Origin of the sequence: Nocardia sp. NBC_00416 (assembly GCF_036032445.1) — a bacterium.
In the GTDB taxonomy this organism is placed as follows: domain Bacteria; phylum Actinomycetota; class Actinomycetes; order Mycobacteriales; family Mycobacteriaceae; genus Nocardia.
In genome coordinates, this window is the sequence record NZ_CP107932.1 from 296,804 (window position 1) to 321,560 (window position 24,757).

General features: G+C 70.4%; 25 protein-coding genes. 11 read left to right on the top strand and 14 right to left on the bottom strand.

Features of this window, described 5'->3' with window-relative positions:
* Positions 1-65 precede the first annotated feature (65 nt).
* Together OG804_RS01450 and OG804_RS01455 are read left to right on the top strand one after the other, a co-directional pair.
* Positions 66-1,166, top strand: a complete 1,101-nt coding sequence (locus OG804_RS01450; protein ID WP_328393043.1) for a molybdopterin-dependent oxidoreductase — start codon at positions 66-68, stop codon at positions 1,164-1,166.
* Positions 1,163-1,555, top strand: a complete 393-nt coding sequence (locus tag OG804_RS01455; protein WP_328393045.1) for a hypothetical protein — start codon at positions 1,163-1,165, stop codon at positions 1,553-1,555. The genes OG804_RS01450 and OG804_RS01455 overlap by 4 nt, the downstream gene beginning before the upstream one ends.
* On the opposite strand, the gene zapE is transcribed toward OG804_RS01455, so the two are convergent.
* Positions 1,506-2,666: a cell division protein ZapE gene (zapE, locus tag OG804_RS01460; protein ID WP_328393047.1), complete on the bottom strand. Its 1,161-nt coding sequence runs from the start codon at positions 2,664-2,666 to the stop codon at positions 1,506-1,508. The two genes, OG804_RS01455 and zapE, sit on opposite strands and share 50 nt — an antisense overlap.
* A gap of 100 nt (positions 2,667-2,766) precedes the next feature.
* Positions 2,767-4,233 (bottom strand): flavin-containing monooxygenase, encoded by a 1,467-nt coding sequence (locus OG804_RS01465; RefSeq protein ID WP_328393049.1) that lies wholly within the window; start codon positions 4,231-4,233, stop codon positions 2,767-2,769.
* A 234-nt stretch (positions 4,234-4,467) separates the two neighbouring features.
* Here OG804_RS01465 and OG804_RS01470 point away from each other — a divergent pair, with 234 nt between their 5' ends.
* The 3 genes from OG804_RS01470 to OG804_RS01480 are packed head-to-tail and all read left to right on the top strand — an operon-like array spanning position 4,468 to position 6,068.
* Positions 4,468-4,956: an FBP domain-containing protein gene (locus tag OG804_RS01470; RefSeq protein ID WP_328393051.1), complete on the top strand. Its 489-nt coding sequence runs from the start codon at positions 4,468-4,470 to the stop codon at positions 4,954-4,956.
* A gap of 46 nt (positions 4,957-5,002) precedes the next feature.
* Positions 5,003-5,206 carry a hypothetical protein gene (locus OG804_RS01475; protein WP_328393053.1) on the top strand — a complete coding sequence of 68 codons (204 nt, stop codon included), beginning with the start codon at positions 5,003-5,005 and terminating at the stop codon, positions 5,204-5,206.
* 58 nt (positions 5,207-5,264) lie between these two features.
* Complete coding sequence (locus tag OG804_RS01480) at positions 5,265-6,068, top strand: nucleotidyltransferase domain-containing protein (RefSeq protein WP_328393055.1); 804 nt, start codon at positions 5,265-5,267, stop codon at positions 6,066-6,068.
* A gap of 203 nt (positions 6,069-6,271) precedes the next feature.
* On the opposite strand, the gene OG804_RS01485 is transcribed toward OG804_RS01480, so the two are convergent.
* Entirely contained in the window at positions 6,272-7,270 is a 999-nt protein-coding gene (locus tag OG804_RS01485) for a zinc-binding dehydrogenase (RefSeq protein ID WP_328393057.1), read from the bottom strand.
* 179 nt (positions 7,271-7,449) lie between these two features.
* Between OG804_RS01485 and OG804_RS01490 the strand changes: the two genes are divergently transcribed.
* Complete coding sequence (locus OG804_RS01490) at positions 7,450-8,505, top strand: NAD-dependent epimerase/dehydratase family protein (protein WP_328398191.1); 1,056 nt, start codon at positions 7,450-7,452, stop codon at positions 8,503-8,505.
* Between the two features lie 17 nt (positions 8,506-8,522).
* Here OG804_RS01490 and OG804_RS01495 read toward each other — a convergent pair whose 3' ends face one another.
* The 3 genes from OG804_RS01495 to OG804_RS01505 are packed head-to-tail and all read right to left on the bottom strand — an operon-like array spanning position 8,523 to position 11,791.
* Positions 8,523-9,548 carry a sensor histidine kinase gene (locus OG804_RS01495; protein ID WP_328393059.1) on the bottom strand — a complete coding sequence of 342 codons (1,026 nt, stop codon included), beginning with the start codon at positions 9,546-9,548 and terminating at the stop codon, positions 8,523-8,525.
* The gene (locus OG804_RS01500) at positions 9,538-10,251 is read right to left on the bottom strand and encodes a response regulator transcription factor (RefSeq protein ID WP_328393061.1); all 714 of its coding nucleotides are present in this window, start codon (positions 10,249-10,251) and stop codon (positions 9,538-9,540) included. Before OG804_RS01500 ends, OG804_RS01495 begins: the two co-directional genes overlap by 11 nt.
* 7 nt (positions 10,252-10,258) lie before the next feature.
* Positions 10,259-11,791, bottom strand: a complete 1,533-nt coding sequence (locus OG804_RS01505; protein WP_442941717.1) for a hypothetical protein — start codon at positions 11,789-11,791, stop codon at positions 10,259-10,261.
* Positions 11,792-11,853: 62 nt separating this feature from the next.
* On the opposite strand from OG804_RS01505, the gene OG804_RS01510 reads away from it, so the two are divergent.
* From OG804_RS01510 to OG804_RS01520, 3 genes are read left to right on the top strand one after another with little or no spacing between them, the layout of a single operon-like run.
* Positions 11,854-12,525 carry a glycosyltransferase family 2 protein gene (locus OG804_RS01510; RefSeq protein WP_328393063.1) on the top strand — a complete coding sequence of 224 codons (672 nt, stop codon included), beginning with the start codon at positions 11,854-11,856 and terminating at the stop codon, positions 12,523-12,525.
* Complete coding sequence (locus tag OG804_RS01515) at positions 12,522-13,253, top strand: TIGR04282 family arsenosugar biosynthesis glycosyltransferase (RefSeq protein ID WP_328393065.1); 732 nt, start codon at positions 12,522-12,524, stop codon at positions 13,251-13,253. Before OG804_RS01510 ends, OG804_RS01515 begins: the two co-directional genes overlap by 4 nt.
* Complete coding sequence (locus OG804_RS01520; RefSeq protein ID WP_328393067.1) at positions 13,250-13,894, top strand: class I SAM-dependent methyltransferase; 645 nt, start codon at positions 13,250-13,252, stop codon at positions 13,892-13,894. The genes OG804_RS01515 and OG804_RS01520 overlap by 4 nt, the downstream gene beginning before the upstream one ends.
* Positions 13,895-13,900: 6 nt before the next feature.
* Here the strand turns inward: OG804_RS01520 and OG804_RS01525 are convergent, their stop codons facing one another.
* The 3 genes from OG804_RS01525 to OG804_RS01535 form a co-directional block, all read right to left on the bottom strand.
* A complete protein-coding gene (locus OG804_RS01525) occupies positions 13,901-14,392 on the bottom strand; it encodes a nucleoside deaminase (protein ID WP_328393069.1) in 492 nt (163 codons plus the stop codon).
* Positions 14,393-14,518: 126 nt separating this feature from the next.
* Positions 14,519-16,288: a cutinase family protein gene (locus tag OG804_RS01530; RefSeq protein WP_328393071.1), complete on the bottom strand. Its 1,770-nt coding sequence runs from the start codon at positions 16,286-16,288 to the stop codon at positions 14,519-14,521.
* A gap of 150 nt (positions 16,289-16,438) precedes the next feature.
* Positions 16,439-18,031 carry a putative glycoside hydrolase gene (locus OG804_RS01535; RefSeq protein ID WP_328393073.1) on the bottom strand — a complete coding sequence of 531 codons (1,593 nt, stop codon included), beginning with the start codon at positions 18,029-18,031 and terminating at the stop codon, positions 16,439-16,441.
* A gap of 119 nt (positions 18,032-18,150) precedes the next feature.
* Between OG804_RS01535 and OG804_RS01540 the strand changes: the two genes are divergently transcribed.
* Entirely contained in the window at positions 18,151-19,170 is a 1,020-nt protein-coding gene (locus OG804_RS01540; protein WP_328393075.1) for a polysaccharide deacetylase family protein, read from the top strand.
* A gap of 136 nt (positions 19,171-19,306) precedes the next feature.
* On the opposite strand, the gene OG804_RS01545 is transcribed toward OG804_RS01540, so the two are convergent.
* The 3 genes from OG804_RS01545 to OG804_RS01555 all read right to left on the bottom strand — a co-directional run bounded on the left by OG804_RS01545 (position 19,307) and on the right by OG804_RS01555 (position 21,473).
* A complete protein-coding gene (locus OG804_RS01545) occupies positions 19,307-19,444 on the bottom strand; it encodes a hypothetical protein (protein WP_328393077.1) in 138 nt (45 codons plus the stop codon).
* A 107-nt stretch (positions 19,445-19,551) separates the two neighbouring features.
* On the bottom strand, positions 19,552-20,310 hold the full coding sequence (locus OG804_RS01550) for a methyltransferase domain-containing protein (RefSeq protein ID WP_328393079.1): 759 nt from the start codon (positions 20,308-20,310) through the stop codon (positions 19,552-19,554).
* Entirely contained in the window at positions 20,307-21,473 is a 1,167-nt protein-coding gene (locus OG804_RS01555; protein WP_328393081.1) for an MFS transporter, read from the bottom strand. Before OG804_RS01555 ends, OG804_RS01550 begins: the two co-directional genes overlap by 4 nt.
* Positions 21,474-21,577: 104 nt before the next feature.
* On the opposite strand from OG804_RS01555, the gene OG804_RS01560 reads away from it, so the two are divergent.
* Positions 21,578-22,543, top strand: a complete 966-nt coding sequence (locus OG804_RS01560) for a GlxA family transcriptional regulator (protein ID WP_328393083.1) — start codon at positions 21,578-21,580, stop codon at positions 22,541-22,543.
* A gap of 569 nt (positions 22,544-23,112) precedes the next feature.
* Here OG804_RS01560 and OG804_RS01565 read toward each other — a convergent pair.
* Entirely contained in the window at positions 23,113-23,898 is a 786-nt protein-coding gene (locus OG804_RS01565) for a MerR family transcriptional regulator (protein ID WP_328393086.1), read from the bottom strand.
* A 32-nt stretch (positions 23,899-23,930) separates the two neighbouring features.
* A complete protein-coding gene (locus OG804_RS01570; protein WP_328393088.1) occupies positions 23,931-24,725 on the bottom strand; it encodes a CPBP family intramembrane glutamic endopeptidase in 795 nt (264 codons plus the stop codon).
* Between the last annotated feature and the right edge of the window lie 32 nt (positions 24,726-24,757).

The window sequence follows — 24,757 nt, forward strand, 5'->3', positions numbered from 1 at the left end:
CGCCGGTATGCGGCCGGGGTATCCCCGGTCGTGCCCGATCATCTGTCGAACGAGCGGGTCCGGTGATGACCGGCCGGGGGCCCCAGGTGGCTTCGCGGGTGGGGCGATGGCTCGGCGCGGCGATCGTCCTCTGTTTCCTCACCGGACTGTTGAGCCACCTGATCCAGCATCCACCGGCCTGGTTCTGGTGGCCGGCGAATCCGGCGTGGCTGTATCGCGTCACCCAGGGCACTCATGTGCTGTCCGGTATCGCCGCCGTACCGCTGGTGCTGGTGAAACTGTGGGCGGTGTACCCGAGGTTGTTCGCGCGTCCGATCCTCGGGGGCCCGCGGCGTGCGCTCGAGCGGCTGTCGATCGCGGTGCTGGTCGGGTCGGTCCTGTTCCAGCTCGCCACCGGCCTGTCCAATATCGCGCAGTTCTATTGGTGGGACTTCTACTTTCCCGCCGCGCACTACGCGATGGCCTACCTCGCCGTCGGCGCGTTGGCTGTTCATCTGGCGGTGAAACTTCCGGTGATCAGGGCGGCGTTGCGCGCGCGTCCACCGGTTTCCTCGCCACCCGAACCCGCCGTCCGGCTGTCGCGCCGCGCCGCGCTGGCCGGGGCGGGAACCGCGGCCGTCGCCGCCGTCCTCAGCGTCGCCGGGCAATCCGTCGGGTTCCTCCGTCCGCTGGCTGTGCTCGCGCCGCGCAGCGGTGCCGGGCCGCAGGGGCTGCCGGTGAACCGCACCGCGGCCCGCGCCGGAATCGAGAAGTCGGCCCGCGACCCCGCCTACCGTTTGACGGTGGCCGTCGGCGATCAGCGTCGAGAATTCACCCGCGCCGAACTGCTCGCCCTCCCGCAGACAACGGCCCGCCTCCCCATCGCCTGCGTCGAAGGATGGAGTGCCACCGCGGACTGGACCGGGGTCCGGCTGCGCGATCTGTTGGCGGCGGTGGGCGGAGTGGAACCCGGCGAGGTCCGGTTCGAATCGCTGGAAACCGCTGGTGTCTACCGGATATCGCGGCTGCCGCGGCCGCACGCGGTCGACGACCGCACACTGGTCGCGCTCGCGCTCAACGGCGAGACCCTGGATCTCGATCACGGCTATCCGTGCCGGCTCATCGCCCCGAACCGTCCCGGCGTGCTGCAGACCAAATGGCTCTCCCGCATCGAGGTGATCCGATGACCACCGTCCGTATCCTGCTCCTGCTGGTCGGACTGGCCCTCGGCGGCTACGGCCTCACGCTGCTCGCGGACCTCGGCCCAGGCGCCGTCCGTGAGATCGCGCTCTGGGCTCTCGTCGGGATCCTGCTGCACGACGCGGTGTTCGCCCCGGTGTGCGCCGCCGCCGGCTACACAGTCGGCCGGGTCGTTGCGCCGACGTGGTGGGGCGTACTCACCTGTGGCGCGGTCTGCACGGTCACCCTGGTTCTGGTCGCGCTGCCGGTTCTGCTGTCTCCCGCCGCGGGCAATTCGAGCCTGCTGGACCGCAACTATCCGGTGGGTCTCGCCGCCGCGATCGCGGTCAGCTGGGCGCTGCTGTTGAGCGGTCACCTGGTGCGGCGGCGCGGGTGAAGGCGGTATCGAAGGTGTCCGGGGTTGCCGTCACCGGTGTTCCCGGTTCGTATCGTTCGGCGCGGACGGACAGCAGCGCGAGGCGGCTTGCGGTGCGCTGGATGTCGAGAGGCAGGGAATCGCCGGTGAGCGTCTCGGCGGGCGATGCCGCGGCGATCAGTTCGAGCCGGCGGTCCCGGTCGTAGAGGACGTCTACGAGGTTGGCGAAGCGCTGGGCCGCGTCGCGGTTGGTCGTCGCCAAGGGTGGCAGGCCGGTCAGGGTCCAGGTGCGGAATCTGTCCGCGAGTGTCAGATAGTCGATGGTCGAGTACGGGGCGTCGCACAGATCGGCGAAATCGAACCACACCGATTCACCGCGCACGGCCCGCGCCGTCACGGCGCGACCCCCCAGCACGATGCGGTGGCGTTCGGCCGCCGCCGGCGCCACCAGGCCCGCGTCGGACAGTTGGCTGCCGGTTCCCGGCCAGAGATAGCGGCCGCGCTCGAATTCCGCGGCCGGTGTGCCCGGCCGGTGCGTGCGGCGGTAGTCCTGTGGACCGGCGACCTCGACGATGTCCAGCGCACTCTCCAGGGTGGCGGCCAACGGCTCGACCAAGTGGTGGAAGATCGGGTTGGGCAGCAGACCCGACGGCGGATAGTTCGACGTCGCGACGAGGGTGATCCGCTGGGCGAAAAGAGAATTCACGACCTTCGCCATGATGGTGGCGTCGCCGGGGTCGTGCACATGGAACTCGTCGAAACACACCAGCCGGTAGTCGCCCAGCAGGTCGCGCACCGCGCGATCGCAGGCGCGGCGTTCGTGACGGTGGGCCGCGTAGCGGGCATGGAATTCGCGGAAGAACTCGTGGAAGTGCACGCGGCGTTTCCGGCTGACCGGCACGGCGTCGAAGAACGTGTCGACCAGCCAGCTCTTACCGCGCCCGACGGGTCCCCAGACATAGACTCCGCGAGTCGGTTTTGCTCGGAAGCGAGAGCGGCGGCCTGCTGTGTGCGCACCGAGGCGGAGCAGTCGCGCGGCCGCGGCCCGTTGCGCTTCGTCGAGTTCGAAACCGGCCTCCCGTGCGGCCGTCGTGAACACCTCCGGTGTCCAATCGCGCTGCGCCCTCGCCACCCTCGCCACCTCCTCGGTGCTGGAGGTCAGCCTGGCAGGACGGCGTCGCCGAGCCCAGAGACCAGGAGCACATGTGAGGATGATCGCGCCGCGGTGGCGATTACGCGGCCGGTGTCAGGGTGTAGTCCCGCGGGTCCAGCCTGCGGACCCGGCGCCGGTATCGGGTGACCGTGCCCGGCCAATTGTTGGTGATCTTGCCGGTCGCGTTGCGGTACCAGCTCGAACAGAAGTTCCACGGGGTCCGTTCGAGCCGTTTCTGCAGCTCCTCGTTGAACGTGTGCTCGACCTCGGGCCGGACCTCGAGTACCCGGCCGGGATTGTCGGCGAGCAGCTGCACCCCCTGCCGGATGTAGCGCGATTGCGATTCGATCATGTAGATGATCGACCCGACGCCGAGGTTGGTGTTCGGTCCGTACACCATGAACAGATTCGGGAATTCCGGGACCGTGATGCCGTAATACGCATGCGCACCCGCGGACCACGCCTCGGACAGTTCCCGGCCGCCGCGGCCGCGGATCCGCATGGGCCAGAGGAATTCGGTGCCCTTGAACCCGGTCCCGTAGATGATCACCTCGGCGGGGTGCAGCGTTCCGTCGGCGGTGCGCACGCCTTCGGGGGTGATCTCGGTGATGGCCTCGGTCGTGACCTCGACATTGGGCTGGGTGAGCGCGGGAAAGTAGTCACTGGAGAACAGGACGCGCTTACAGGCGATCGGATAGTCGGGGGTCAGCTCGGCCCGCAGCGCCGGGTCCGCGACGTTCTCGGTCAGGTTCCGGGTCGCCATTCGCGCCACCAGCCGGCTGATGACCGGCAGCTCCACCAGCCCCAGCGAGGAGATCTCCGCGGTGAGCCACCAGCCGAAACGTTCCACCAGCAGCGCGCCCGGGATCTTGGCGAACAGCTTGTGCTGGATCGGCGAATACTCGGTATCGAATTTCGGGAGCACCCAGGCGGCGGTGCGCTGGAACAGGGTCAGCTGCGCGACTTCCGGCTGAATCTGTGGCACGTATTGGATGGCGCTCGCGCCGGTGCCGATGCAGGCCACCCGTTTGCCGGTGAGATCGACTCCGTGATCCCACAGCGCCGAATGAAACGCCTCGCCGGTGAAACTGTCGATGCCCGGAATGCTCGGCCACTGCGGGCGCGACAGCTGCCCGACTGCGGAGATCAGCACATCGGCGGTCCGGGTCGCCCCGTCGGCGGTGTGGACGGTCCAGCGCCCGGCCTGCTCGTCGAAGACGGCCTCGCTGACTTCGGCGCCGAATTCGATCCGGTCGAGCAGGCCGTGCCGCTCGGCGACGCCGCGCAGATAGTCGTGGATGGCGGCCTGGCCGGAGTATCGCTGCGGCCAGTCGGGTTTCTGCTCGAACGAGTAGGAGTACAGCGGGGAGGGCACATCGCAGGCGGCCCCGGGGTAGGTGTTCTCCCGCCAGACTCCGCCCAGGTCGGCGGCTTTCTCCAGGATGGAGATATCGTCGAAGCCGTGCCGGCGGAGTTCGATCGCCACCCCGATTCCGCCGAATCCGGCGCCGATGACGAGCACCGACACCCGGCGTTCCGCGCTCATACGCACTCCTGTCTCGTGTGGTCCACTTCACTGTAGGGCGGTGACGGGGGTGCGGATCGGCACTTTCGGCCAAGAGATCGCCGGGCGGTCCGTGGTACGCACCGCGGCACAGCACACGGAACGGGCACGGATACGCGCCCGGCGCTGTCCGGCCCGGGAAATGTGATTGCCGGGGCTCCGGCGCGGTCGATAGGGTGTCGCGGTTTGTCCATCTCGGCAATCGAAGGAGAACCCATGGAACCCGTGACCGAACGTGAGATCAGAGCCGCGTTCGTCAACTGCTCGAAAGGAGACGCCAAACGCCTGTCGGTACCCGCCGACCTGGCCGACCGTCCCTGGGACGACCTCGACTTCCTCGGCTGGTCCGACCCGGGGCTACCCGGCCGCGCCTACCTCGTACTGCCGGAAGGCGACGGTTACGCCGGAATCGCCCTCCGTCACGAAACCGGCGGTCCGCGCCGGTCCCAGATGTGCACGATCTGCTCGACCACCCACACCAGCGGGGGAGTCGTGCTGATGACGGCCCGCAAGGCCGGTGAGTCGGGACGGCGCGGCAATACGACCGGTACCTACATGTGTGCCGATCTGTGCTGCTCGCTGTACGTCCGGCGGAAGAAGACGCCGGCGCTGGGGCGGGCCTACCGCGACGATTTCGACCCCGATGACCGGATCCGTCAGGTGCGCGAGAACGTGACAGCGTTCCTCGGCCGCGTGCGCTCCTGATCATCGCTTGAACCGCGGAAACGAGAAAGGGAGGTAACCGGCCCATGTGCCGACACTCGAGACCCACACCCGGCAGGACTCCGGATTCCTGGTGGCGACCACGGAATCCGGAGTATCCGTCGTCCTCCCCGATCGAGACGGTCCGGTCCGCCGGGCCGTGCCGATCGGGGAGGAGGCGGAGCGGACGTCAGCCCGGCTCCGCGCCGTGCGCGAGCAGGGCTCGCACGATTCCGTAGCCTGGCGGATATGACCGAGGCGGGCAGTCCGCATGACCTGTGCGCGGCGGGCGTCCGTGCCACCGGAGATCGATGATGGGTCCCGATCGGACGCCCGCGCCGGTACTGCCCCGCGAAGTCCGGCCGTACCTGCGCGAACTGGTACGACGGACCCGGGCCGTGTACGGGAGCGATCTCGTCGGTGTGTTCGCGGTGGGGTCCCTGGCACTCGGCGACTACCGGCACGGACGCAGTGACATCGACATCACGGTGGTCGTCGACGCCGCGGCCCCGACGGCGGCGCGGCACGAGCTGGCCGCCGCGGTGCGCCACCCGGGGTTGCGTTGTCCCGCTACCGGACTGGAACTCGTTGTCTACGACGCGGATTTCGCGGGGTCGCCGTCGCCGGCGGCGGGGTACCTACTGAATCTGAACACCGGACCCCTGCTGCCCCCGGTCGCCGACTTCGAATCGGCCGGGTCGCCGGGATTCTGGTACGCGATCGATCGTGCGATCGGCCATCAGAGTGGGGTATCGCTGTTCGGACGTCCGGTACGGGAGGTGCTGGCGCCGCCGGCGCTGCCGGATCTGCTCGGCGCCGTCTCGGATTCGGTCCGCGAGCACGCGTCCGGCGCCGGTCACCTCGCGGACAACAGGGTGCTCAACGGTTGCCGGACCGTAGTGTTCTGCCGGACGGGCCGCTGGACGGCGAAATCCGAGGCCGGGCGGCTGATCGCGGCGGCCGAGGCGGAGTTCCGCGGGCTCGTCGAGGCGGCGCTGCGCAGTGTCGACCGGCCGCGCGCGCAGGCTCTCGCGCTGCCCGCCGACGGTGTCGGTGCGTTCCTCTCCTGGGTGCGGGGCGTCGTAGCCGGAACCCTTCGCGATTCAGCGGGGTGATCAGGTGAAACGGGTGTCCACCGGGCGGCGCGGTGACGGCCGGCAGTTCGCGACCACCGTGGCCGCGCTCCGGCGGGTAGCGTCGGGCGGGGGCGTGGATCCCGCTGCGGTTCTGGCCGGAACCGGTCGAGATCATCGCCCTCGCCCGCCGTTCGACGAGTTCCTTGTCGACTGAGCGAGGTCGCTGGCCGGCGGCGGGTTCGCTAGCCGATGCGCAGCACGGTGCGTCCCAACGCCGTGCGGTCGCCGATCGCGGCATGGGCCCGATCGGCCTGGGCGAGTGGGAACGTCTGCCCTACAACGACTTCGAGCCGACCGGCCGCGAGGTGTTCCAGCACTTGGGCGGCGTAGCGGGGCCGGTCGTCGTTTCCGGTGTTCAGGTCGTAGAGTCCCAGTACCTCGACTCCGCGAGCCCGGGCCCCGTCCGTCGCGGCTCCGGCGAATTCGCCTGCGGCCGCGCCGTATCCGATGAAGAGGCCGCCCGCCGCGGTGATCTCCAGCGCGGCGTCGCCGAGCGCGCCGCCGGCGCCGTCGAGCACGATACGAGGTCCGTGACCGTCCGTCGCGGCCACGACCCGATCGGCCCAACCGGGCTCCGAGTAGTCGATCGCGACCGCCGCGCCGAGTCGTTTCGCCAGGGCCAGTTTCGCCTCGCCCCGGGCGGCCGCGATCACCCGGGCGCCCGCCTGGGTGGCCAACTGGGTGAGCAGGGTGCCGAGACCGCCGGCGGCGGCGGTGATCAGCACCTGATCCCCGGGCCGGACCCCGGCGCGTTCGAAGGCGGCCGAGGCGGTGTGACCGTCGTGGACCAGGGCGGTGGCCTGTTCGATGTCCACTCCGGCGGGCACCTTGTTGAGGTGGTCGGCACCGGCGAGAGCCAGTTCGGCGTATCCGCCGATGGGCAGCCCGCCCCCGACGCCGCTGGCGACGGTTCGCGCGGTCACCAGGACGCCCAGCCAGGCGGGGTCGACTCCCGGGCCGACCGCGCTGACGGTCCCGCCGACCGCGCCGCCGGGCACGTACGGCGGTTGTACGGCGAAGAAGTCGGTGCCCCAGCCCGAACGCAGCCGGGTGTCGAGGAACATCACGTCCGCCGCGGCGACCCGGATCAGGACTTCACCCGCGCCGGGTTCCGGGGCCGCGACATCGTGGACCTCCAGCACTTCGGGACCGCCGAATTCTTTTGCCTGTACTGCCTGCACGAGAGCCTCCTCGGGTTCGATATCCGTTGAACACGCACCAGTCTGAAACCTGAAGGGAACTCGAGGTCAAGTCCGGATGCCCCTTTCCGTGATCGAACTCCCGTTCGCGGGGCGCGAGTATGACGAATCCATGACGTCGCCGACGTGGTTGACCCGGTCCACGCCGGCGAGCGGGCAGGATCGGGGGCGTGCGAGTACTGCTGACCGGCGCGGCCGGATTCATCGGATCTCATATCCACGCCGCGCTGCGGGCGGCCGGACACGACGTGATCGCGGTCGACCTCATGTTGCCCGCGGCGCACGGTCCCGGCGCGGAACCGCCGGTCGGGGTGGAACGGGTGGACGTCCGCGAGGCCGCCGGGCTCGACCGTCTGCTGTCCGGTGTCGAGGTGGTGTGTCATCAGGCCGCCGTGGTGGGCGCCGGAGTGAACGCGCAGGACGCGCCGGCCTATGCCGGGCACAACGACTACGGCACCGCGGTGCTGCTGGCCGCCATGGAGCGGGCCGGATGCGCCCGGCTCGTCCTCGCCTCGTCGATGGTGGTGTACGGCGAGGGGCTCTACCGGGGGCCCGCGGGCGTGATCGAGGTGGCGGCCCGCGGGCGCGCGGATCTCGCGGCCGGTCTCTTCGAACACCGGCACCGCGGGGTGGATCTCGAATGGGCTCCGGTGCCGGAGGAGACGGCGTCGCGGCCGCGCAGTCTGTACGCGGCGAGCAAAGTGGCGCAGGAGAACTACGCGACCGCCTGGGCCGCGGCCACCGGCGGGGCGGTCACCGCGCTCCGATACCACAATGTTTACGGCCCCGGAATGCCCAGGGACACACCGTATTCCGGCGTCGCCGCGATATTCCGCTCCGCGCTGGCGGCCGGGCGGGCCCCGCAAGTCTTCGAAGACGGCCGTCAAGCCCGGGATTTCGTGCACGTCAGCGATATCGCCGCGGCGAATGTGGCCGCGATCGAGACCACGTTACCGGGATTCGTCGCGCTGAACATCTGCTCGGGGCAGCCGACCACCATCGGCGAAGTCGCCCGCACCCTCGCGGCGGCGCACGGCGGGCCCGAACCCGTGGTCACCGGCGCGGTGCGGCCGGGCGATGTCCGGCATATCGTCGCCGATCCGACGCGGGCCCGGGAACTGCTCGGATTCACCGCCCAGGTGTCCCCGGCCCGCGGTCTGGTCGAATTCGCCTCCGCGCCGCTGCGTCCGACGGCCGCGGGAGCGACCATCGGATGAACGCGGGGCCGGGCGCGCTACCCCGATTCGGCCGGTAGGCGGATCTCGAAGCGACAGCCGATATCCCGGTTCGCCGCGGTGATCGCGCCCCGGTGTGCCTGTACCAGGCCGGCGGCGATGGCCAGGCCCATACCGCTGCCGGTGGGAACCCCGTTGTCCGCCACCGGGGAGCGGGCCGCGGTGCCGCGGTAGGCGACCTCGAAGATCCGCGGGAGGTCGGTGGCGGCGATACCGGGCCCGGAGTCGTCCACCCGGGTCCAGACCTGTCCGTCGGACTGTCCGGCCGTGATCACCACCTCACCGCCGGGCGGAGTATGCGCGATGGCATTGGACACCAGATTGGCCAGCACCCGGCCCAGTGCATGGTCGTCGGCGGACACGGGCAGCGGGGCGGTGGGCTGGCGGGCGGTGAACCCGACCCCGGCGCGGTCGGCGGTGGCGCGGTGCGCGGCGTAGATCTCGTCGATGAGTTCGCGCAGATCCAGCGGTTCGAGATCGAGCCGCAGGGCGCCCGCCGAGATCTTCGACATCTCGAACAGGTCGTCGACCATCCGGGACAGCCGGTGGGTCTCCCGCCCGATCTGCTCGGCGTAGCGTGCGATATCGGACGGGTCGGCCACCACACCGTCGCTGAGCGCCTCGGTCATCGCGCGGATCCCGGCCAGCGGGGTCCGCAGGTCGTGGCTCACCCAGGCGACCAGCTCCCGGCGGGACTGCTCGGCGGCCCGCTCCTGTTCACGGATCTGCTTCTCCCAGACCGTTTTCCGAGCCTGTTCCCGGCCCAGCAGGATCGCCGCGGGCACGGTGACGGCGGCAACCAGCAGCAGCACGATGGAGGTGCGCCGGAACTCCGCGGTGAACATCAAACCGCTCACTCCGGTGATCCCGGCGAGCGTGGCCAGGGTCGGGATCACCACGAGCACCGCCGTACTCGCCGTGAGTGAACGGTCGCGCAGCGCGCGCAGGGCGAGCGCCCCGGCGATCACGACCGGCAGCGAGCAGGCGAGCGTGTAGCCGATGATCTCCGGCAGGTCATCGGGCATCGAGGCGCTCCGCGGTGATCTCGGTACGGCCCCAGGCATAACCGCGACCCCAGACGGTGTCGATCCGGTGGTGTGCGCCGAGTTTGGCGCGGAGTCGTTTGATGTGGACGGTCACCGTCGACAGATCCCCGAAGTCCCAGCCCCACACCTGCTCCAGCAGGCTCTCCCGGCTGAACACCCGGCCGGGATTGCGGAGCAGGAAGACCAGCAGGTCGAATTCGCGCGGAGTCAGCGACATCGGCATATCACCGACGAGCACCACCTGCGCGGACGGGTGCACCGTGACGGGACCGGCGCACAGCGGCTCCTGGTCGCCGACCGGGACGCCGCGTGCGCGCCGCAGCACCGAGGCGACCCGTAGCGCGAGCTCACGCGGGCTGAACGGTTTGGTGACATAGTCGTCGGCGCCCGCTTCCAGGCCGAGTATCCGGTCGTCCTCGTCGCCCAGGGCGGTGAGCAGGATTATCGGGATATGGGGCCGGTCGCCGGCCCGGATCGCACGGCAGAGTTCGATACCGTTCGGCTCCGGCATCATGACGTCCAGTACCGCCAGCTCCACCTGGTCCGGCTCGCCGACGCGGGTCAGCGCGGCGTGCGCGGCGCGACCGTCGCCGGTCTCGAGCACCGTGCGGCCGTCGCGTTCCAGATACCGGCGCACCACTTCCCGGACCACCGGGTCGTCGTCGGCCACGAGTATGCACATGGATGCCTCACCAATTCGTCATCAGCAGATGGACCAGGACCAGGGCTCCGGCGGCCTGAACCGCGAGCCAGGGGCGGGCACGCGCACGGGGCAGGTACGCCGTGGCCGCGAGCAGCCACATATCGAACGGTAACCAGATGCGTTCGGTCTCCGCCTTGCTCAGCCCGCTGAGGTCGGCGGCGGTGATCGCGCAGACCGCGGCCAGGACCAGCAGCGAACCCGGGTCGAGCGTACGCAGCCGGATGGGCGCGAGTGCCCGGGACAGCGCCGCGGCCGTCGCCAGACCGACCGCGCAGACCGTCGCCGCGAGATTGCCCCACCACCAGTACCCGTACGGGCGGCCCGTGGCGATTCCCTGGTAATACCGCTCGACCACGAGGTGATAGCCGTCGATCCACCAGAATCCCGCGGCGGTGAACCCGGCGACCACGAGCAGCGCACCCAGTAGCGCGGGGAGCAGCGGACGCGCGGTCCGCGCTCCCAGCAGCACCGCCACCGCGAGCAGTCCCATCAGAATCAGGCCGTAGTTGAGGTAGATCCCGAACCCGAACAGGACACCGGCGGCGAGTGCCGCCGGTACGGCGCTCCGAGCCGGAGACGCGCCGGGTCCCGGCCGCTCGTGCGCCCCGGGCGCGGTACCGCCCCCGGACGCCCCGGCCGGATGCGGTCCGGGGATCAGCGGGGGATCCACGTTTCGGACACTCCGATTCCCGGCGACGCGGCCGGATTCGGCGCTCGCGGCGATGGCGAGCAGCGCCACCGCCCACGCCGTGACCCCGGCGAAGAAGGCGTCGGCGGAGACGGCGATCCAGATCGCGGCAGGCGCGAGCACGAGGAACGGCAGCGCCGCCCGGGCGCGGTCCTCGCGGCCGAGGGCGCGCAGCGCGACCGCGACCGCGAGCGGCGCACTGCATCCCACGAGGACGCAGACGATCCCCGCCCAGGTGGGGCCGCCGAGACCGATCCGGTCGAGCAGTACGAAGAACAGCAGCGCGCCGGGCGGATGACCCGAGACATGGGTGGTCCAGGAATCGGGCTGCCCGTCGAGGATCCGGCCGGCGAACAAGTCCAGCATGGCGGGAATATCGGTGATACCGGGCACTTCCGCGAGGTACTCGTGCCCATCCGCGAGCCGTTCGGTGAAGCCGCGCTCCCAGCCGTCCACCAGTGCGAGCGCGAAGGCCCACCCGACCGCGGTGAGGTAACCGATGCCGAGCAGTCGCCGCCACGGCAGCCGCCCGGCGAGTGTCGGGCCGCGGACCACTACCGCCGCCGCGACCACGACGGCCGCGACGGTGCCCCAGCCGATATGCGGCGACCAGTGGCCGAAGATCGGCGCCGCGGCCGCGAACAGACTGCGCCGCCAGGGTTCGCTCGCCATTTGCGGAACGGCGAACGCCACCACTACCAGGATCGCGGCAGTCGCCGCGCCGAAGAGTTCGCCCCGGACCCGGCTGCGCGGGGCGGTGGTTTCGATCAGATCCGGCACAGAGGCCACCCTAGGCCGGTCCGCGCCGGTGACAGCGGATTCACCGGGCATCGGGACACGACGTCATGGTTTTGTCACAGGTTTTGCGCCGATTCGGGCTTAGGTTGGCATCCATGCCGACAGACCACTGCGAACCGGCCGGGGTCACCGTGGTGATCCCGTGCCGGAACGAAGCCGAAGCGTTGCCGGCGGTGCTCGCCGCCGTTCCGGCCGGGTACCAGTCGATCGTGGTCGACAACGGTTCGACCGACGGCACTGCGGCCGTCGCCGTCGCATCCGGCGCACGGGTGGTCACCGAGCCGTGTCCCGGATACGGCGCCGCGGTTCAGGCCGGGATCGCCGCGGCCCGCACCGAACTCGTCGCGGTGCTCGACGGCGACGGATCCATGGATCCGGGGGAACTGCCCGGTCTGGTCGCGGCCGTGCGGGACGGCGCCGATCTGGCGGTCGGCCGCCGTCGTCCGGTGACCGGTGGCGTCTGGCCGTGGCACACCCGGCTCGGCAACAGTGTCGTCGCGCACCGGCTGCGGCGCCGCTACGGGCTGCCGGTGCACGATATCGGCGCCATGCGGGTCGCGGGGCGGGACCGGCTGGAATCGCTGGGGCGGTTGCACGATCGTTTCGGGTACCCCCTCGAACTGCTCGTGCGGGCCGCCGCGGCGGAGTGGGACGTGCGCGAGGTCGATATCAGTTACCGGGCGCGGGCCGGGGGCGTGTCGAAGGTGTCCGGGTCGGCGCGGGGATCGCTGCGGGCGACCCGGGATTTCCTGGCGGTCCTGCGATGAGCGCTCCGGACGCGTCCCGCGCCGATGCTGCGCTCCTGCCGGTGACCGTCCTGATCGTGGCCAAGGCGCCGGTCGCCGGGTACGCCAAGACCCGGCTGACCCCGCCGCTGACGCCGGTGCAGGCCGCTCAGGTGGCGGCCGCGGCGCTGCTCGACACCCTCGACGCGGTCCGGGACTGCCCGGTCGCCCACCGGGTGGTGGCGTTCACCGGAGACCTCGACGCTGCCGAGCGTGGCGCCGAGATATCCGGCGAACTGGCCGATTTCGAGATGGTTCCGCAGCGTGGGACGGGATTCGGGGTGCGGCTGGCCAATGCGCATGCCGACGCCGCGCGCCCGGGGCTGCCGGTACTGCAGATCGGTATGGACACGCCGCAGCTGGGTTCCCGGGTACTCGCCGACGCCGCCCGCGCGCTGGTCGCCGGCGCCGACGCGCTGCTGGGTCCGGCGACCGACGGAGGCTGGTGGGGGCTGGGCCTGTCCGATCCGCGGGCCGCCCGCTTGCTCGCCGAGGTGCCCATGTCCACCCCGCGAACCGGGGAACACACCCGCGGCGCGTTGCGGACGAGCGGATACCGGGTGGAACTGCTGCCCACCTTCACCGACGTCGACCACTTCGCCGACGCGGTACGGGTCGCGGCCGACTGTTCCGGTCGCTTCGCCGCGGACTGTTCCGGTCGCTTCGCCGCCGCGGTCGGGGCGCTCGACGCCGGCCGGGTCGCGCGGTGATCGGCCGGTTCGATCCGGCTCTCACCGGGCGGGACTGCTGGATCCGCACGGCCGCCGGCGACCGCGTCCCGCTCCCGACCCGGCGCTGGCTGGGCGGCGACCGCACCACCGCCGTCGATCGGCATGTGGACTCCGCCCTGGTCGGTTGCTGTGACGGGCCGACGGTGGACCTCGGCTGCGGACCGGGCCGGCTCGTGGAGACATTGTGCCGCCGGGGCGTGGTCGCGCTCGGGGTGGATATCTCACCCACCGCGATCGCCGTCACCCGCCACCGCGGCGCCCCCGCGGTGGCGCGCGATATCTTCGGTCCGCTACCCGGTGACGGCCGCTGGCACTACGCGTTGCTGGCCGACGGGAACATCGGCATCGGCGGGGATCCACGTCGTATCCTGCGTCGCGTCTCCGGACTGCTCCGGCCGGGCGGCTTGGCGATCGTCGAATTCTCCTGCCCCGGCACGGGTATCAGCGTCCAGCGGATCCGGCTGGAAACCCGCACTGAGGCCGGTGACTGGTTTCCGTGGGCGGAGGCCGGGATCGATCACGCGGCCGGGTTGGCGGGCGAGACCGGTTTCGACCTGCTCACCACGGCGGATATCTCCGGACGCCATATCGCGTGGTTGCGCAGCGGCGCACCGCGGTGAACCCGATCATCCGGGTGTGTCCGGGGCGAAACAGTCGCGGTAGAGCGCGCGGACCTCGTGCTCGAACTCGGGGACCGGACCCTCGGTGCGGGCGCCCGGAACGATCTGGGTGATCGGCAGGACGGCGACGGGCGCGGCCGGTGCGCCCCATTCGCGCAACCACCCGGCGAGCTGACCACCCGAGGTCGCGAACACGATGCGGCCGAGCCCGACCCAGCCGTGGCTCGCGGCGCACATCGGGCAGTGTTCGCCGGAGGTGTAGACGGTCGCCGCCGCGCGGCCGGCCGGGTCGAGGTGGTTCGCCGCCCAGCGCGAGATCTCGAATTCCGGATGCCGTGTCGCGTCGCCGTCCCGCACCCGGTTGCGGTCTTCGAACAGCACCGTCCCGTCGCCGGAGACGAGCAGCGATCCGAACGGCTGGTCGCCCGCGGCCAGCGCCTCCCGGGCCAGTTCGACACAGCGGCGTAGGTGATCCACATCGTGTGCGGTGATCGTCATGGAGGCATCCTCGCCGATCGATTCCCGGAGCGGCTCACCGGCCGGGCGAGTCGGCGTGCGCAGGTGCGGCCCGGCGACAGCAGGCGTCCGCCGACCACGTCTGTGGCCGGCGGACTCGGCGGGTGGTCAGCGCGACGTTTCCGCGAAAGTGCCGCTCGGCCGCGGGGCCGATGTCTGCGTGGTGCTGGTTCCGGCGACCTGGGTCGGCGCCGGACCGGTGGGCGAAGGAACCGGAGCGGTCGTCGGTTCGGGCGCCACCGGGGTGGTCGCGGTCACGGCCTCGGTGGGCGCCGTCGTGGGCGCGGTCGTCGACGGCTCCCCGGTCGTGGGCTCGGTGGTGGACGGTTCGGGGGTGGTCGTCGGCTCGACGGTCGGCGGCGTAGTGGCGGAACCGGTCGGAGACTGCGAGGTGGTCGGCGCGGTGCCGCTCGTGGTCGGCGCGGCCGTCGTGGTGGTCGGAGCGCTCGTCGGCGCGGTCGAGGTGGCGGCCGCCGCGCGGTACGCGTCGTCGAGGTCTTCGGGGGTCGGGGTCGCGGTCGTGGTCACCGGCTGCCCGGCCTGCGCCTGTTTCGCCAAGTGGGTGAGCCACGCCGCGGCGTACTCGGCCGAGGTCAGCGTCTTGCCGTTGCCCGGGTCGGCGTCGCGCCAGTAGTCGAAGTGGTGACCGGTGGCGTTCGGGCCGAGGGTGAGCTTGTAGGGGTCCGACAGGATCACCGGGATGGTGTTCTGGTTCGTCACGATCAGTCCGACGATCTCGTTGAACACCTTCTGCGGCAGATAGGCCAGCGGCGACATCTGATCGCTGGCGATGGAATCCGCGGCCGCCGGGGCGGGGGTGTTCGACCCGGGCACGTAGGCCGGATCCGAGACCCGCAGCAGCACCTCGAGGAAGGTCTCGTCACTGGCCATCCAGTTCGGCTGCGACTCGATATCGGCGAGCGCCGCGAGCGCGACCCGGCTCAGCGCGACCGCGACATCCTGTCCGGTCGCCGGGGTGAGCCCCTCGCGTTCGAGCGCGTCGACATTCATCTGCCGCGCCACATTGACCACCAGTTGCAGCAGCGCGATGTTCTCCGGCGCCGCACAGGTGAGGTCGCCGTCGGAGCAGAAGGACGCGATCTTGCCGTTCAGCGCGCCGAAGTCGCCGCCGGTGCCGGCCACCGCGCCACGGCCCGGGACCGCGGTGCCGCCGTTCTGGTACGACTGATCGAAGCCGTCCGGGTTGCCGTAGGGGTTCTGCGCGCCGGGGAACGGTCCGTCGCCCGCCGAGCGGCCGGAGTCGGCGAGGATGACCACGCCGGTGACCTTGTTCGGGTCGACGATCCCGTAGCCGCCGTCCTGCTGCTCCTGGTGCCCGATCTCCATCGCGACCCGGCGGACCACGTCGGCGCCCTCGCTGTAGCCGACGATCGCGAACTGCGTATCGGGGCAGGCCTGCGCGATCTCGCGCATCACCTGCTGGGTGTTGGCCACACCGGTGGTGACCGCGTCCTCGTAGGTGGCCATATTCGCCGGGTAGGCGATGTACACGGCGGCGTACGAGCCGGGGTCCACGTCATCGGCGGGGGCGTTGACCACCGGGTCGACCCATTCGCTGCTGTGGTCGCCGGACAGCGCGGCGGGCAGCGGTTTGCCGTCGGCCCCGACCAGCATCGCGGTGGTGCCCGTGGCCGGGGTGTCACCGCGGCCGGCGACCGAGATGGTCACCATGTCGTGGCACTCGGTGACCGAGGCCTTCAACTGTGTATCCGCCTGCTGTGCCGGCGAGGTCACCGAATAGGCGGCGGCCACCGCCGCCACCACGCCGAGGGCGGCCGGGGCGGCGACCGCCGAGGCGATTCGGTGCTGCGCGAGGTAGGTGCGGCAGCGCACGAGGTAACTACTTCGGAAAGCCATGTCCCGAGCTCCATTCCACTTCTGATAAATGGACGGACAGGCCCCCCGACGGGCCATTGCGTCACCGTAGAGTTCGCGCGGCGGCCCCGCGACGTTACGGTGTGCGCACTGAGCGGTCCGCGCGGACGCAGCGGAGGCGGAGGATTCGCATCACTTCGGGGCCAGTGCCCCCGCGTGGTAGGAGACGCTGGGACTCCACAGGAAGAAGCTGTCGATCCCGGCCCTATTGGTGGCATCGATCTGAGCTCTGACCTGGGCATCTCCATAATCCGCGCCCAGACTGAAATCCTGTAGCCAGGGGATCACCTTCGCGCCCGTGCCCTTGGTCACGGTCTGGAAATCCCGCAGTGCCGCCGCGACGATGTCGTAGGGCTGGTTGTTGGGATCGGCCACGCCGTACTCGCCGGTGTTCCAGTGCGAGGGGTAGATCATCGGGGCGACGAAATCCACCTGCTTCGCGATGAGTGAGATGTCCTGGGCGATCTGGTCGGGCCGGGAGGCGGCGATGCCGTAGACGGCCGCGCTGAGATGGGCGCCCGCGCTGTGCACCGGCTCCCGGCTCTGCTTCAGGAATCCGGCGACGCCCGCGGTCGCCGGACCGGTGAGCCCGGGGAACCGCATACTCGACAGACTGCCGTCCGGGCGGCGGACGTAGTCGTACATGATCCCGTCGAAGCCCAGTTCCGCGGCCTCGACGGCCAGCGCGATGTTGTACGCGCGCACCTCGGCATGGGCGAAATTGGTGAACGCGATCGCGCCGTAGTGGCTGGAGTACGGCTGCCCGGACGGATCCTGGACCACCCAATCCGGGCGGCCGTGGTGCCACGCCCAGCCCGCGAGGGCCGGGTCGCGGAAGGCCACGATCCGGCCGACCACCTGCACACCCATCTCGTGCAGCTGCCGCAGTGCGGCCCGCGCCTCGTAGATCGGGGTGGCGGCGCCGGTGGTGCGGGCGAGCGGAACCTTCGAGTCGTAACCGACCATCCCGTCCTCGTCCTTGATATCGAGCTGGACGGTATCGATACGACCCTGCCGCGCCATATCGAGGACGGATTCGCGCATCCCGTCGTCCGACCAGGCGTACGCGGTGACGTGGACCGCGCGCATCCGGGGCAGGTCGATTCCGGTAGTCAGCGCCCGGCTGGTCGCGTTGCCCGCCGCGTCCACGGCCACCACTTCGGAACCGGAGGGATGATGGGACAGCTCGGTCTCGAAACTGCCGTCCGGTCCGGGTGTCACCGTCTCCGCACCGATCGAGACGCGTGCGGCGTCGGGTGCCCGGCCGCGGACGGTGACCGGGTCGCGATAGGACGCGACGGTATCGGGCTGCGCCACTTCCAGCTCGGGTGCGGCGGTGTCGACGGTGAAGGTCGCCGTCGCGGCCGGGCCGCCGCGCACCCAGCCGATCGGGGCGCCGCGCGGGATCTCCGCGGTGAAGGTGTGCTCGCCGTCGGCCAGTCCCTCCGGGTGGTACACGACCGAATCGCCCTCGACCCGGCCGGTCACCGCCGCGCCGTCCACCGCGAGTTCCACCGCGTGCGGGTCGTGGCCGCGCGCGTCCACGCGGATCGCCAGATCTTTCAGCGCGGCCGCGCCGACCGGGCCGGGCGGTAGACCGGTCAGCGGGAGCCCCGGGGCCGGGGATCTGCCGGCCCCTATCCCGGCCGCGGCCAGTAGTACTACCAAGAGAACACCGAAGGCCAAGGCCGCCAACCGTTTACGATCGGCAGCCCGGAACCGCATGAGCACAACGCATCAACTCCCACGAACACTGTCCCGATCAATATGGACAGTCCGCGCGGTTCTCAATCTCTTTCGTGGACACGGAACGTAAATCGTTGTCGGCACGTAACATTCGATCGATGGTGCGATTCCCGGGGATATTTGTACGGGTGGTCGTCTCGGCGCTGGTCTGCGCGGCGGCCACTGCCTGCGGCGCGGCGACCGAAGCGACTCCGGCGCAGCCCGCACCGGCGCCTCCCGCACCGCCCCCGGTGACCACCCCGCCGCTGCCGGACCCGGCGACAGTCGGCGCCGACGAGTTGGGCCGGGTGCCGATCCTCATGTACCACCAGCTGTCGGCGCAGCCCGCCGGCGAATACGACCAGACACCCGCGGAGTTCCGCGCCGAGCTGAACCGCCTGCACCACGAGGGCTACCGTCCGATCACCGCCGCCCAGTACGCCGCGGGCGCGGTGGACATCCCGGCCGGAACACATCCGGTGGTACTCACCTTCGACGACTCCACGACCAGTCAGTTGCGGTTCACCGCCGCGGGAACCCCGGCCCCGGACTGCGCGGTCGCGATCCTGGAGGAGTTCGCCGCCGCCCACCCGGATTTCCCGGCCCGCGCGACCTTCTACGTCACCGACGACCCGTTCGGCGGGGACCCCCGCGCATTGCCCTGGCTGGCCCGGCACGGCTACGAGATCGGTTCGCATACCGCGACCCACCAGGATCTCGGTGCGCTGGACGCCGGGGGAGTGCAGCGCGAACTGGCCCAGAACGTCCGCTCGATCACCGCCGCCGCCCCGGGAACCGAGGTGCGCACCATGGCCCTGCCGCTCGGCTCGTCCCCGTCCGATCCGGGCCTGGCCGTGGCCGGCAGCTGGGGCGGGACGGCCTACCGGTTCGGGGCCGTCATGCTGGTCGGCGCGAATCCCGCCCCCGCACCGTTCGCCGGCGTGGATCCCACCGCGGTGCCCAGGATCCGCTCCGGCCTCGGCGCGGTGCCGTTCGATTCGGCGTACTGGCTCGACGAACTGGCGGCGAATCCCGAGGGTCGCTACACCTCCGACGGGAATCCGGACCGCATCTCGTTCCCGCGCTCCTCGGCGGACCGGCTCGACCCGCGCTGGGCCGGACAGGCGGCCCCGTACTGACCCGTCCGGCGGGTGGTTCGGCGACGAAGCACCCACCGACCTCGCGTTGTGCCGCCGCTGCCCCAGACGGAGAACGAGCCGGACACAGGAGGTGTCCCGGCCCGTTTCGTGGTCGGCCCCGGGCTGCGGTGTGCCCTCACCCGGGCAGCGACCGGACCAGAGCATCGAACTGCGGCGCCCCCTCCCAGCCGGGACGCAACACCCCGACCCGCGACCATCCCCATTTCCGATACGCCCCCGGTATGTCGAGGACTTCCAGTAGCCAACGTGTCATAGGCCACCGACCTCGAAGATCCCTAAGCGGGTGTTGCGCTTCAGTGAGCGCGGTGTCGGCAACCGCCGGCGGTGACCGACTGCCAGGCGTCCCTTCCCGTTCGGGTTTCAGTGGGGTCGTGCGGCGACGGCGGTGACCCATGCTTGAGCGAACATCGCACTTGGGCTGGTGGCCCAGTCGCGAAGCCGACGAGCGTGGGTGGTCTGCTCCGCGGCCTCGAGTTGGACCGCGAGATAGCCCGCGATGCGGGCCGGGTCGGCATAGCGTTCGTAGTGGGCGTCGAGGTGACACTGCTCGAATCCCGCTTCGAGCAGATACTCGCCGAGTTTGCGGCCGACGAAGGGGTCTCCGCCGTTGGCTTGCTGCAGGCGAGTGTAGGCGCTGACGGCGTCGTCACAGGGCGGGCTCAGCAGGAAGCCGCCCCAGTCGGGGCTGCAGAGTCCGACCGTGCCGCCGGGGCGCAGCACCCGCCGGATCTCGGCCAGGGCCTGGGCCGGGTGGGCGAGGTGTTCCATCAGGGCGTGGGAGAAGACGTGGTCGACCGATCTGTCGTCCAGCGGGATGTCGTAGCAGGATCCCTCCCGGAATCGGACGTTGGTGAGGCCTCTCTGTCGCGCGAGGGCGCGTGCACTGCAGAGTTGGGCGGCTTGTTGGTCGATTCCGAGAACGTGTCCCGGTGCGATGGCGGCGGCCAGGTCGGCGGTGATGGTGCCCGGCCCGCATCCCAGATCCAGCAAGGTCGTTCCCGGAGACAGGTGCGGCAGGAAGAACCGTGCGTGCGTCGCGGCTGTTCTTGCCGCCATGAATCCGAGGGCGAAGGTGTCGTGGCCGGGTGTGTAGCGTTCGGCTCCGGGAGTGTGGCTCATCGTGCGATCGCCGCCTTGGCGCGCGCATCGAGCAGTCCTGAGCAGGCGGCCAGGACCAGCCCCGTGGCGGCCAGTACCGCGCCGACCGCGTTGGGACCGGTGTAGCCGTATCCGGCTCTGATCACCATGCCGCCGAGGAAGGCGCCGAGCGCATTGGCGATGTTGAAGGCCGACAAGTTCAGCGCGGAGGCGAGGGTGGGGGCACCTGTGGCCTTGTCCAGGATGCGCATCTGCAGTGCCGGGACGGTCGCGAACCCGAACAGCCCCAGCAGGAACAAGGTGCAGACGGCGAGGACCTTGCTGTGCGCCGTCACCACGAACAGGCTCAGCACGATGGTCAGCCCGGCCAGGAATACATACAGGCTCGGCATCAGCCTCCGCCCGGCGAACCGGCCCGACACCAGGTTGCCGGTGGCCATGCCCAGCCCGAAAACGACCAGCAGCAGCGTCATGCTGGACCCGCTGAAGCCCGCGACCGTGGTCATCATCGGCGTGACATAGGTGAAGGAGGCGAACACACCGCCGAAGCCCGCCGTCGTCACTCCCATCGCGAGCCAGACCTGTGGCCGCCGCAGCGTCGCCAGTTCCGAACGCAGTCCCGTCTCGTCCTCGGACCGCAGCCGGCGCGGGACCAGCGCGGCGATGCCGACCATCGACAGCGCGCCCAACGCCGCGATCGCCCAGAACGTGGCCCGCCAGCCCGCGGCCTGCCCCAGCCAGGTCACCAGCGGCACCCCGGCCACGTTCGCCATGGTGAACCCGCCGAACATCACCGACATCGCGCTTGCCCGCCGTTCCGGCTGGACGAGTTGCGCCGCGACCACCGACCCGACCCCGAACAGCGCCCCCTGCGGCACTCCGGCGACCACCCTGGCCGCCAGCAGCAGGCCATAGTCGGAGGCGACCGCCGACAAGGCACTACCCGCCGCCAGCAGCGCCGCGACGATCATCAGCGTCGTGCGGCGCGGTAGCCGGGCCGAAGCGACGGTGAGCAGCGGCGCTCCGACGATCACACCGGCGGCGTACCCGGTGATCAGGCCCCCCGCGTCCGGGATCGACACCCCGACCCCCTGGGCGACCTGCGGCAACAGCCCCATGATGGCGAACTCCGAGGTCCCCACCCCGAACGCCGTGACGGCCAGGGCAAACAAAGCCAACGGCATGGCGCCGCACTCCTCACCTAACGGGAAATACCGGTGTCCAGCATGGTCGGCGAGCCACCAGAGGCGTGAGGGGCTGAAACGCCAATGTGGGATAGATTTCCGCCATGATGCGTGTAGGGGTACTGGTCACCGAGCAGGTCCGCGTGTTCGACTACGCCGTGATCACCGAGGTCTGGGGGCTCGACCGGACCACCCGCGGCGTCCCACGGTTCGAGCTGCGCACCTGCGGGTCGCACCGCTCCATTGTCCCCATGACCTCGGGCGTGACCTGCGTTCCCGACCACGGTCTGGACGGTCTGGACGAGTGCGACCTGGTCGTCGTCCCCGGTGTCCAGCACCCCACGGCGCCCGTCCATCCGCAGGTTCGGGTCGCGCTGCGTGCCGCGCACGCACGCGGCGCCACCGTGGCATCCCTGTGCTCGGGTGCGTTCCTGCTGGCCGCCGCCGGCCTGCTGGAAGGCCGCCGCGCCACCGCGCACTGGCTGGACGCCGAGGAACTCGCGCGCCGCCACCCCGACGTGATCGTGGACCCCAACGTCCTGTTCGTCGGGGACGGCTCCGTATGGACCTCGGCGGGCGTGGCCGCCGGCATCGACTTGTGCCTGCACCTGGTCCGCCGCGACCACGGCGCCGCCGTCGCCGCCGAGATCGCCCGCACCATGGTCACCGCACCTTTCCGGACCGGCGGACAGGCACAGTTCATCACCCACCCCATCCCGGCCGCCCAGGGCCAGATCGACGACCTGTCAGAGCTACGCGAACGAGTTCTCAACGACCTGGCCCACCCGTGGACCGTCGCGCAAATGGCGGACCTAGCGCACATGTCCGAGCGCAGTTTCGCCCGCCGCTTCGTTCAGTCCGCCGGCGGCACCCCTCTGCAGTGGCTCCTGACCCAGCGTGTCCTGGCCGCCCAACACCTCCTGGAGGTCAGCGACCTGCCCATCACCGCCATCGCCCGCGGCTGCGGCTTCGGCACTGCCCTCACCATGCGCCACCACTTCACCCGCCACGTCGGCCTGCCGCCCCGCGACTACCGCCAAGCCTTCGGCCACACCCGCGACGACGCTTGAATACGCACCGCGCAGGTCTGGTCCATCGCACCACTTCGACTCAACCCCCTGCTGTCTCGCAGCGATTCGGATGCCGCCGTCGGCCGATTGCGAGCCGCAGAATCGGATGAGGTGCGCGGTGCCAGCTGATCGATGCGCATGCCCCGTCGGCCCCTGGGTGCTGCTCGACATGCTCACCGTCAAGCGCAACGACGATACCGGCGTCGTCGTCACGTGCCCGGACACCGACTACTGCCTACGCGGCGCACCGGTTGTCAACGGTGCGATCGCCGACCATTGGCGTAACCTCCCGGGCACCTGCCCATGGATCGGGGTCGAGGTCTGCACCGAAGTCCCCGTGTGCGGGCACAGGCCCCGAATCACAACCCGGCAGCTGAAATGCGGTGCCGACAGAGAGGGCCGCCACCCGAACGGGATCATTCGAGGCGCGCAATGCCCAGGGTGCCGGTGTATATCGGTGCCGATCGAGGCAAGCCGGTACGCCGATCATCGTGGTGGGTCGTGTTCATGGATCGGGGTGGTGCTGCGTCTGTGGGCAAGCTGAAGCCTGAGCACCGAGCACGGTGCGGTCAGTGGGAGTCCGCTCTGGGGATGCGGATACCGGCGGCGCGGAGCTTGGTCTCGAACAGCGCGGCAGCCCGTGCCGTGGCCGATGTCTGCTCTTCGCCGTGGCGGGCGATCAGCGTGTACCGGGTCGCGGCGTCGGTGCGGGCTTGCAGGGCGGTGACGATCTTCAGGTGAGCGGGGTTGGCGAGGTAATGGTCGGCCATCGCGGTGGCGAGCTCGGCGATGCGGGGGTCGTCCGGTTCCCAGGCCGCGGCCTCGGCGGCGCGCTTGATCAAGGCGACGTAGCGGGGATCGTCGAGGGCGTGCTCGAGATGGGTGAGGTAGTCGTCGAAGCCTTCCGGTACCAGGGCCTTGGCCAGCACCCAGCCTTCTCGGGCGGTCGCTATCTCGTCCGCGGGGAGGTCGAGGCCGGCCATTCGTCTCAGCAGCGCCACGGCGCGGTCGCCCAGCAGTGCCCGGTCCCCGTCGGCGAGCCGGTGCAGGGTGTCACGCCGCGCGATCATCTCCTCGATCCGTTGCGTGAGCTGACGCTCGACATCGGCGAGCGCGGTCGCGAACGACGCGGCGTCGGCGGCGAGCAGGGGCCCGATCTCGACCAGCGGCACCCCGGCCGCGGCCAACGTCCGGACCTGCACCAGCCGCGACAACTCGGCCGATCCGTAGCGCCGGAAACCGGAGCTGTCGCGTTCGGGCTCCGCGACCAGGCCGAGCTTGTGGTAATGCCGCACCGTCTTCACCGTGACACCGACGAAGGCCGCCGCCTGCCCGATCGTGACACCGTTCCTCATCTGCTCAGCCTGCCTTGTGCTCGAGCCCGCCACTAGATGAGGTTCAGTGCAACCGCGATGGTGCCGAGCGTCGCCACGATGGAGGTCACGCCGACGTGCATCCCGATCGACAGCCGGATGTCCTTGTGCCGCCAGGCGAGCCAGTATCCCGGGAACGTGAAGATCACCCGCGACACGAACACCCACGGCGACCAGAAGTGGTACAGCGCGAACAAGACCGTGCTGAGCACTGGCGCCCATCGGCCCAGGTGGGCGATGCGGGGCAGCAGGAAACCGCGGAAGTACAGCTCCTCGATGAGCGGCAGGGAGATTCCGGTCAGCGGCAGGCATATCACCATCGTGGTGAGCAGCATCGAGTGCGAGTATCCATCGAGGTCGAGGTAGGTGTTGTTGCCGCTGCCACCGGTGTCCGCGAACGGAAGCCATGAGAAGAATTCGAAGAAGAAGTTGTTCAACGGTGCCAGCGCGAACCCGAGCATCATCATCCACACGATGAGCGCGATGACCATCGCCAACAGATTGCCGCGCGGGACCGGCTTATCGGTGTAGTGCAGCACGCCGCGCATCGAGAACCGGCCGTTGCGCCGGCGGCCCAGCCACAGCAGCCCCACCTGGAGCGGTATCAGAATCAGGCACAGGGCGATCGCCCAGCCCATGAAGGCCGGATAACCGATCGCCTCGACGAACGGTTCGGCGATGAGCAGGTAGGCGGCGACGATCAAGGCGCCGGGGACAAGATGCAACATGACCGACAGCGGCAGGGAGTGGCGGTTGCCCAGCAGCCGCTGAACTATCCCGTTCGGTCGCGTGTCTTCGAAGGCGCGCATGACAAGAATTCCTCGAACCTGTTGGTGAATGG

Coding starts and splice junctions, on each gene's coding strand:
- OG804_RS01495 (WP_328393059.1), bottom strand. CDS start 9,548: ATGCCCGATGACCTGCCGGAGATCATCGGCTACACGCTCGCCTGCTCG.
- OG804_RS01525 (WP_328393069.1), bottom strand. CDS start 14,392: ATGACGATCACCGCACACGATGTGGATCACCTACGCCGCTGTGTCGAA.
- OG804_RS01555 (WP_328393081.1), bottom strand. CDS start 21,473: ATGCCGTTGGCTTTGTTTGCCCTGGCCGTCACGGCGTTCGGGGTGGGG.
- OG804_RS01535 (WP_328393073.1), bottom strand. CDS start 18,031: ATGCGGTTCCGGGCTGCCGATCGTAAACGGTTGGCGGCCTTGGCCTTC.
- OG804_RS01560 (WP_328393083.1), top strand. CDS start 21,578: ATGATGCGTGTAGGGGTACTGGTCACCGAGCAGGTCCGCGTGTTCGAC.
- OG804_RS01465 (WP_328393049.1), bottom strand. CDS start 4,233: ATGAGCGCGGAACGCCGGGTGTCGGTGCTCGTCATCGGCGCCGGATTC.
- OG804_RS01565 (WP_328393086.1), bottom strand. CDS start 23,898: ATGAGGAACGGTGTCACGATCGGGCAGGCGGCGGCCTTCGTCGGTGTC.
- OG804_RS01540 (WP_328393075.1), top strand. CDS start 18,151: ATGGTGCGATTCCCGGGGATATTTGTACGGGTGGTCGTCTCGGCGCTG.
- OG804_RS01545 (WP_328393077.1), bottom strand. CDS start 19,444: ATGACACGTTGGCTACTGGAAGTCCTCGACATACCGGGGGCGTATCGG.
- OG804_RS01480 (WP_328393055.1), top strand. CDS start 5,265: ATGATGGGTCCCGATCGGACGCCCGCGCCGGTACTGCCCCGCGAAGTC.
- OG804_RS01505 (WP_442941717.1), bottom strand. CDS start 11,791: ATGCCCGGTGAATCCGCTGTCACCGGCGCGGACCGGCCTAGGGTGGCC.
- OG804_RS01470 (WP_328393051.1), top strand. CDS start 4,468: ATGGAACCCGTGACCGAACGTGAGATCAGAGCCGCGTTCGTCAACTGC.
- OG804_RS01510 (WP_328393063.1), top strand. CDS start 11,854: ATGCCGACAGACCACTGCGAACCGGCCGGGGTCACCGTGGTGATCCCG.
- OG804_RS01550 (WP_328393079.1), bottom strand. CDS start 20,310: ATGAGCCACACTCCCGGAGCCGAACGCTACACACCCGGCCACGACACC.
- OG804_RS01455 (WP_328393045.1), top strand. CDS start 1,163: ATGACCACCGTCCGTATCCTGCTCCTGCTGGTCGGACTGGCCCTCGGC.
- OG804_RS01530 (WP_328393071.1), bottom strand. CDS start 16,288: ATGGCTTTCCGAAGTAGTTACCTCGTGCGCTGCCGCACCTACCTCGCG.
- OG804_RS01570 (WP_328393088.1), bottom strand. CDS start 24,725: ATGCGCGCCTTCGAAGACACGCGACCGAACGGGATAGTTCAGCGGCTG.
- OG804_RS01515 (WP_328393065.1), top strand. CDS start 12,522: ATGAGCGCTCCGGACGCGTCCCGCGCCGATGCTGCGCTCCTGCCGGTG.
- OG804_RS01500 (WP_328393061.1), bottom strand. CDS start 10,251: ATGTGCATACTCGTGGCCGACGACGACCCGGTGGTCCGGGAAGTGGTG.
- OG804_RS01450 (WP_328393043.1), top strand. CDS start 66: ATGACCGGCCGGGGGCCCCAGGTGGCTTCGCGGGTGGGGCGATGGCTC.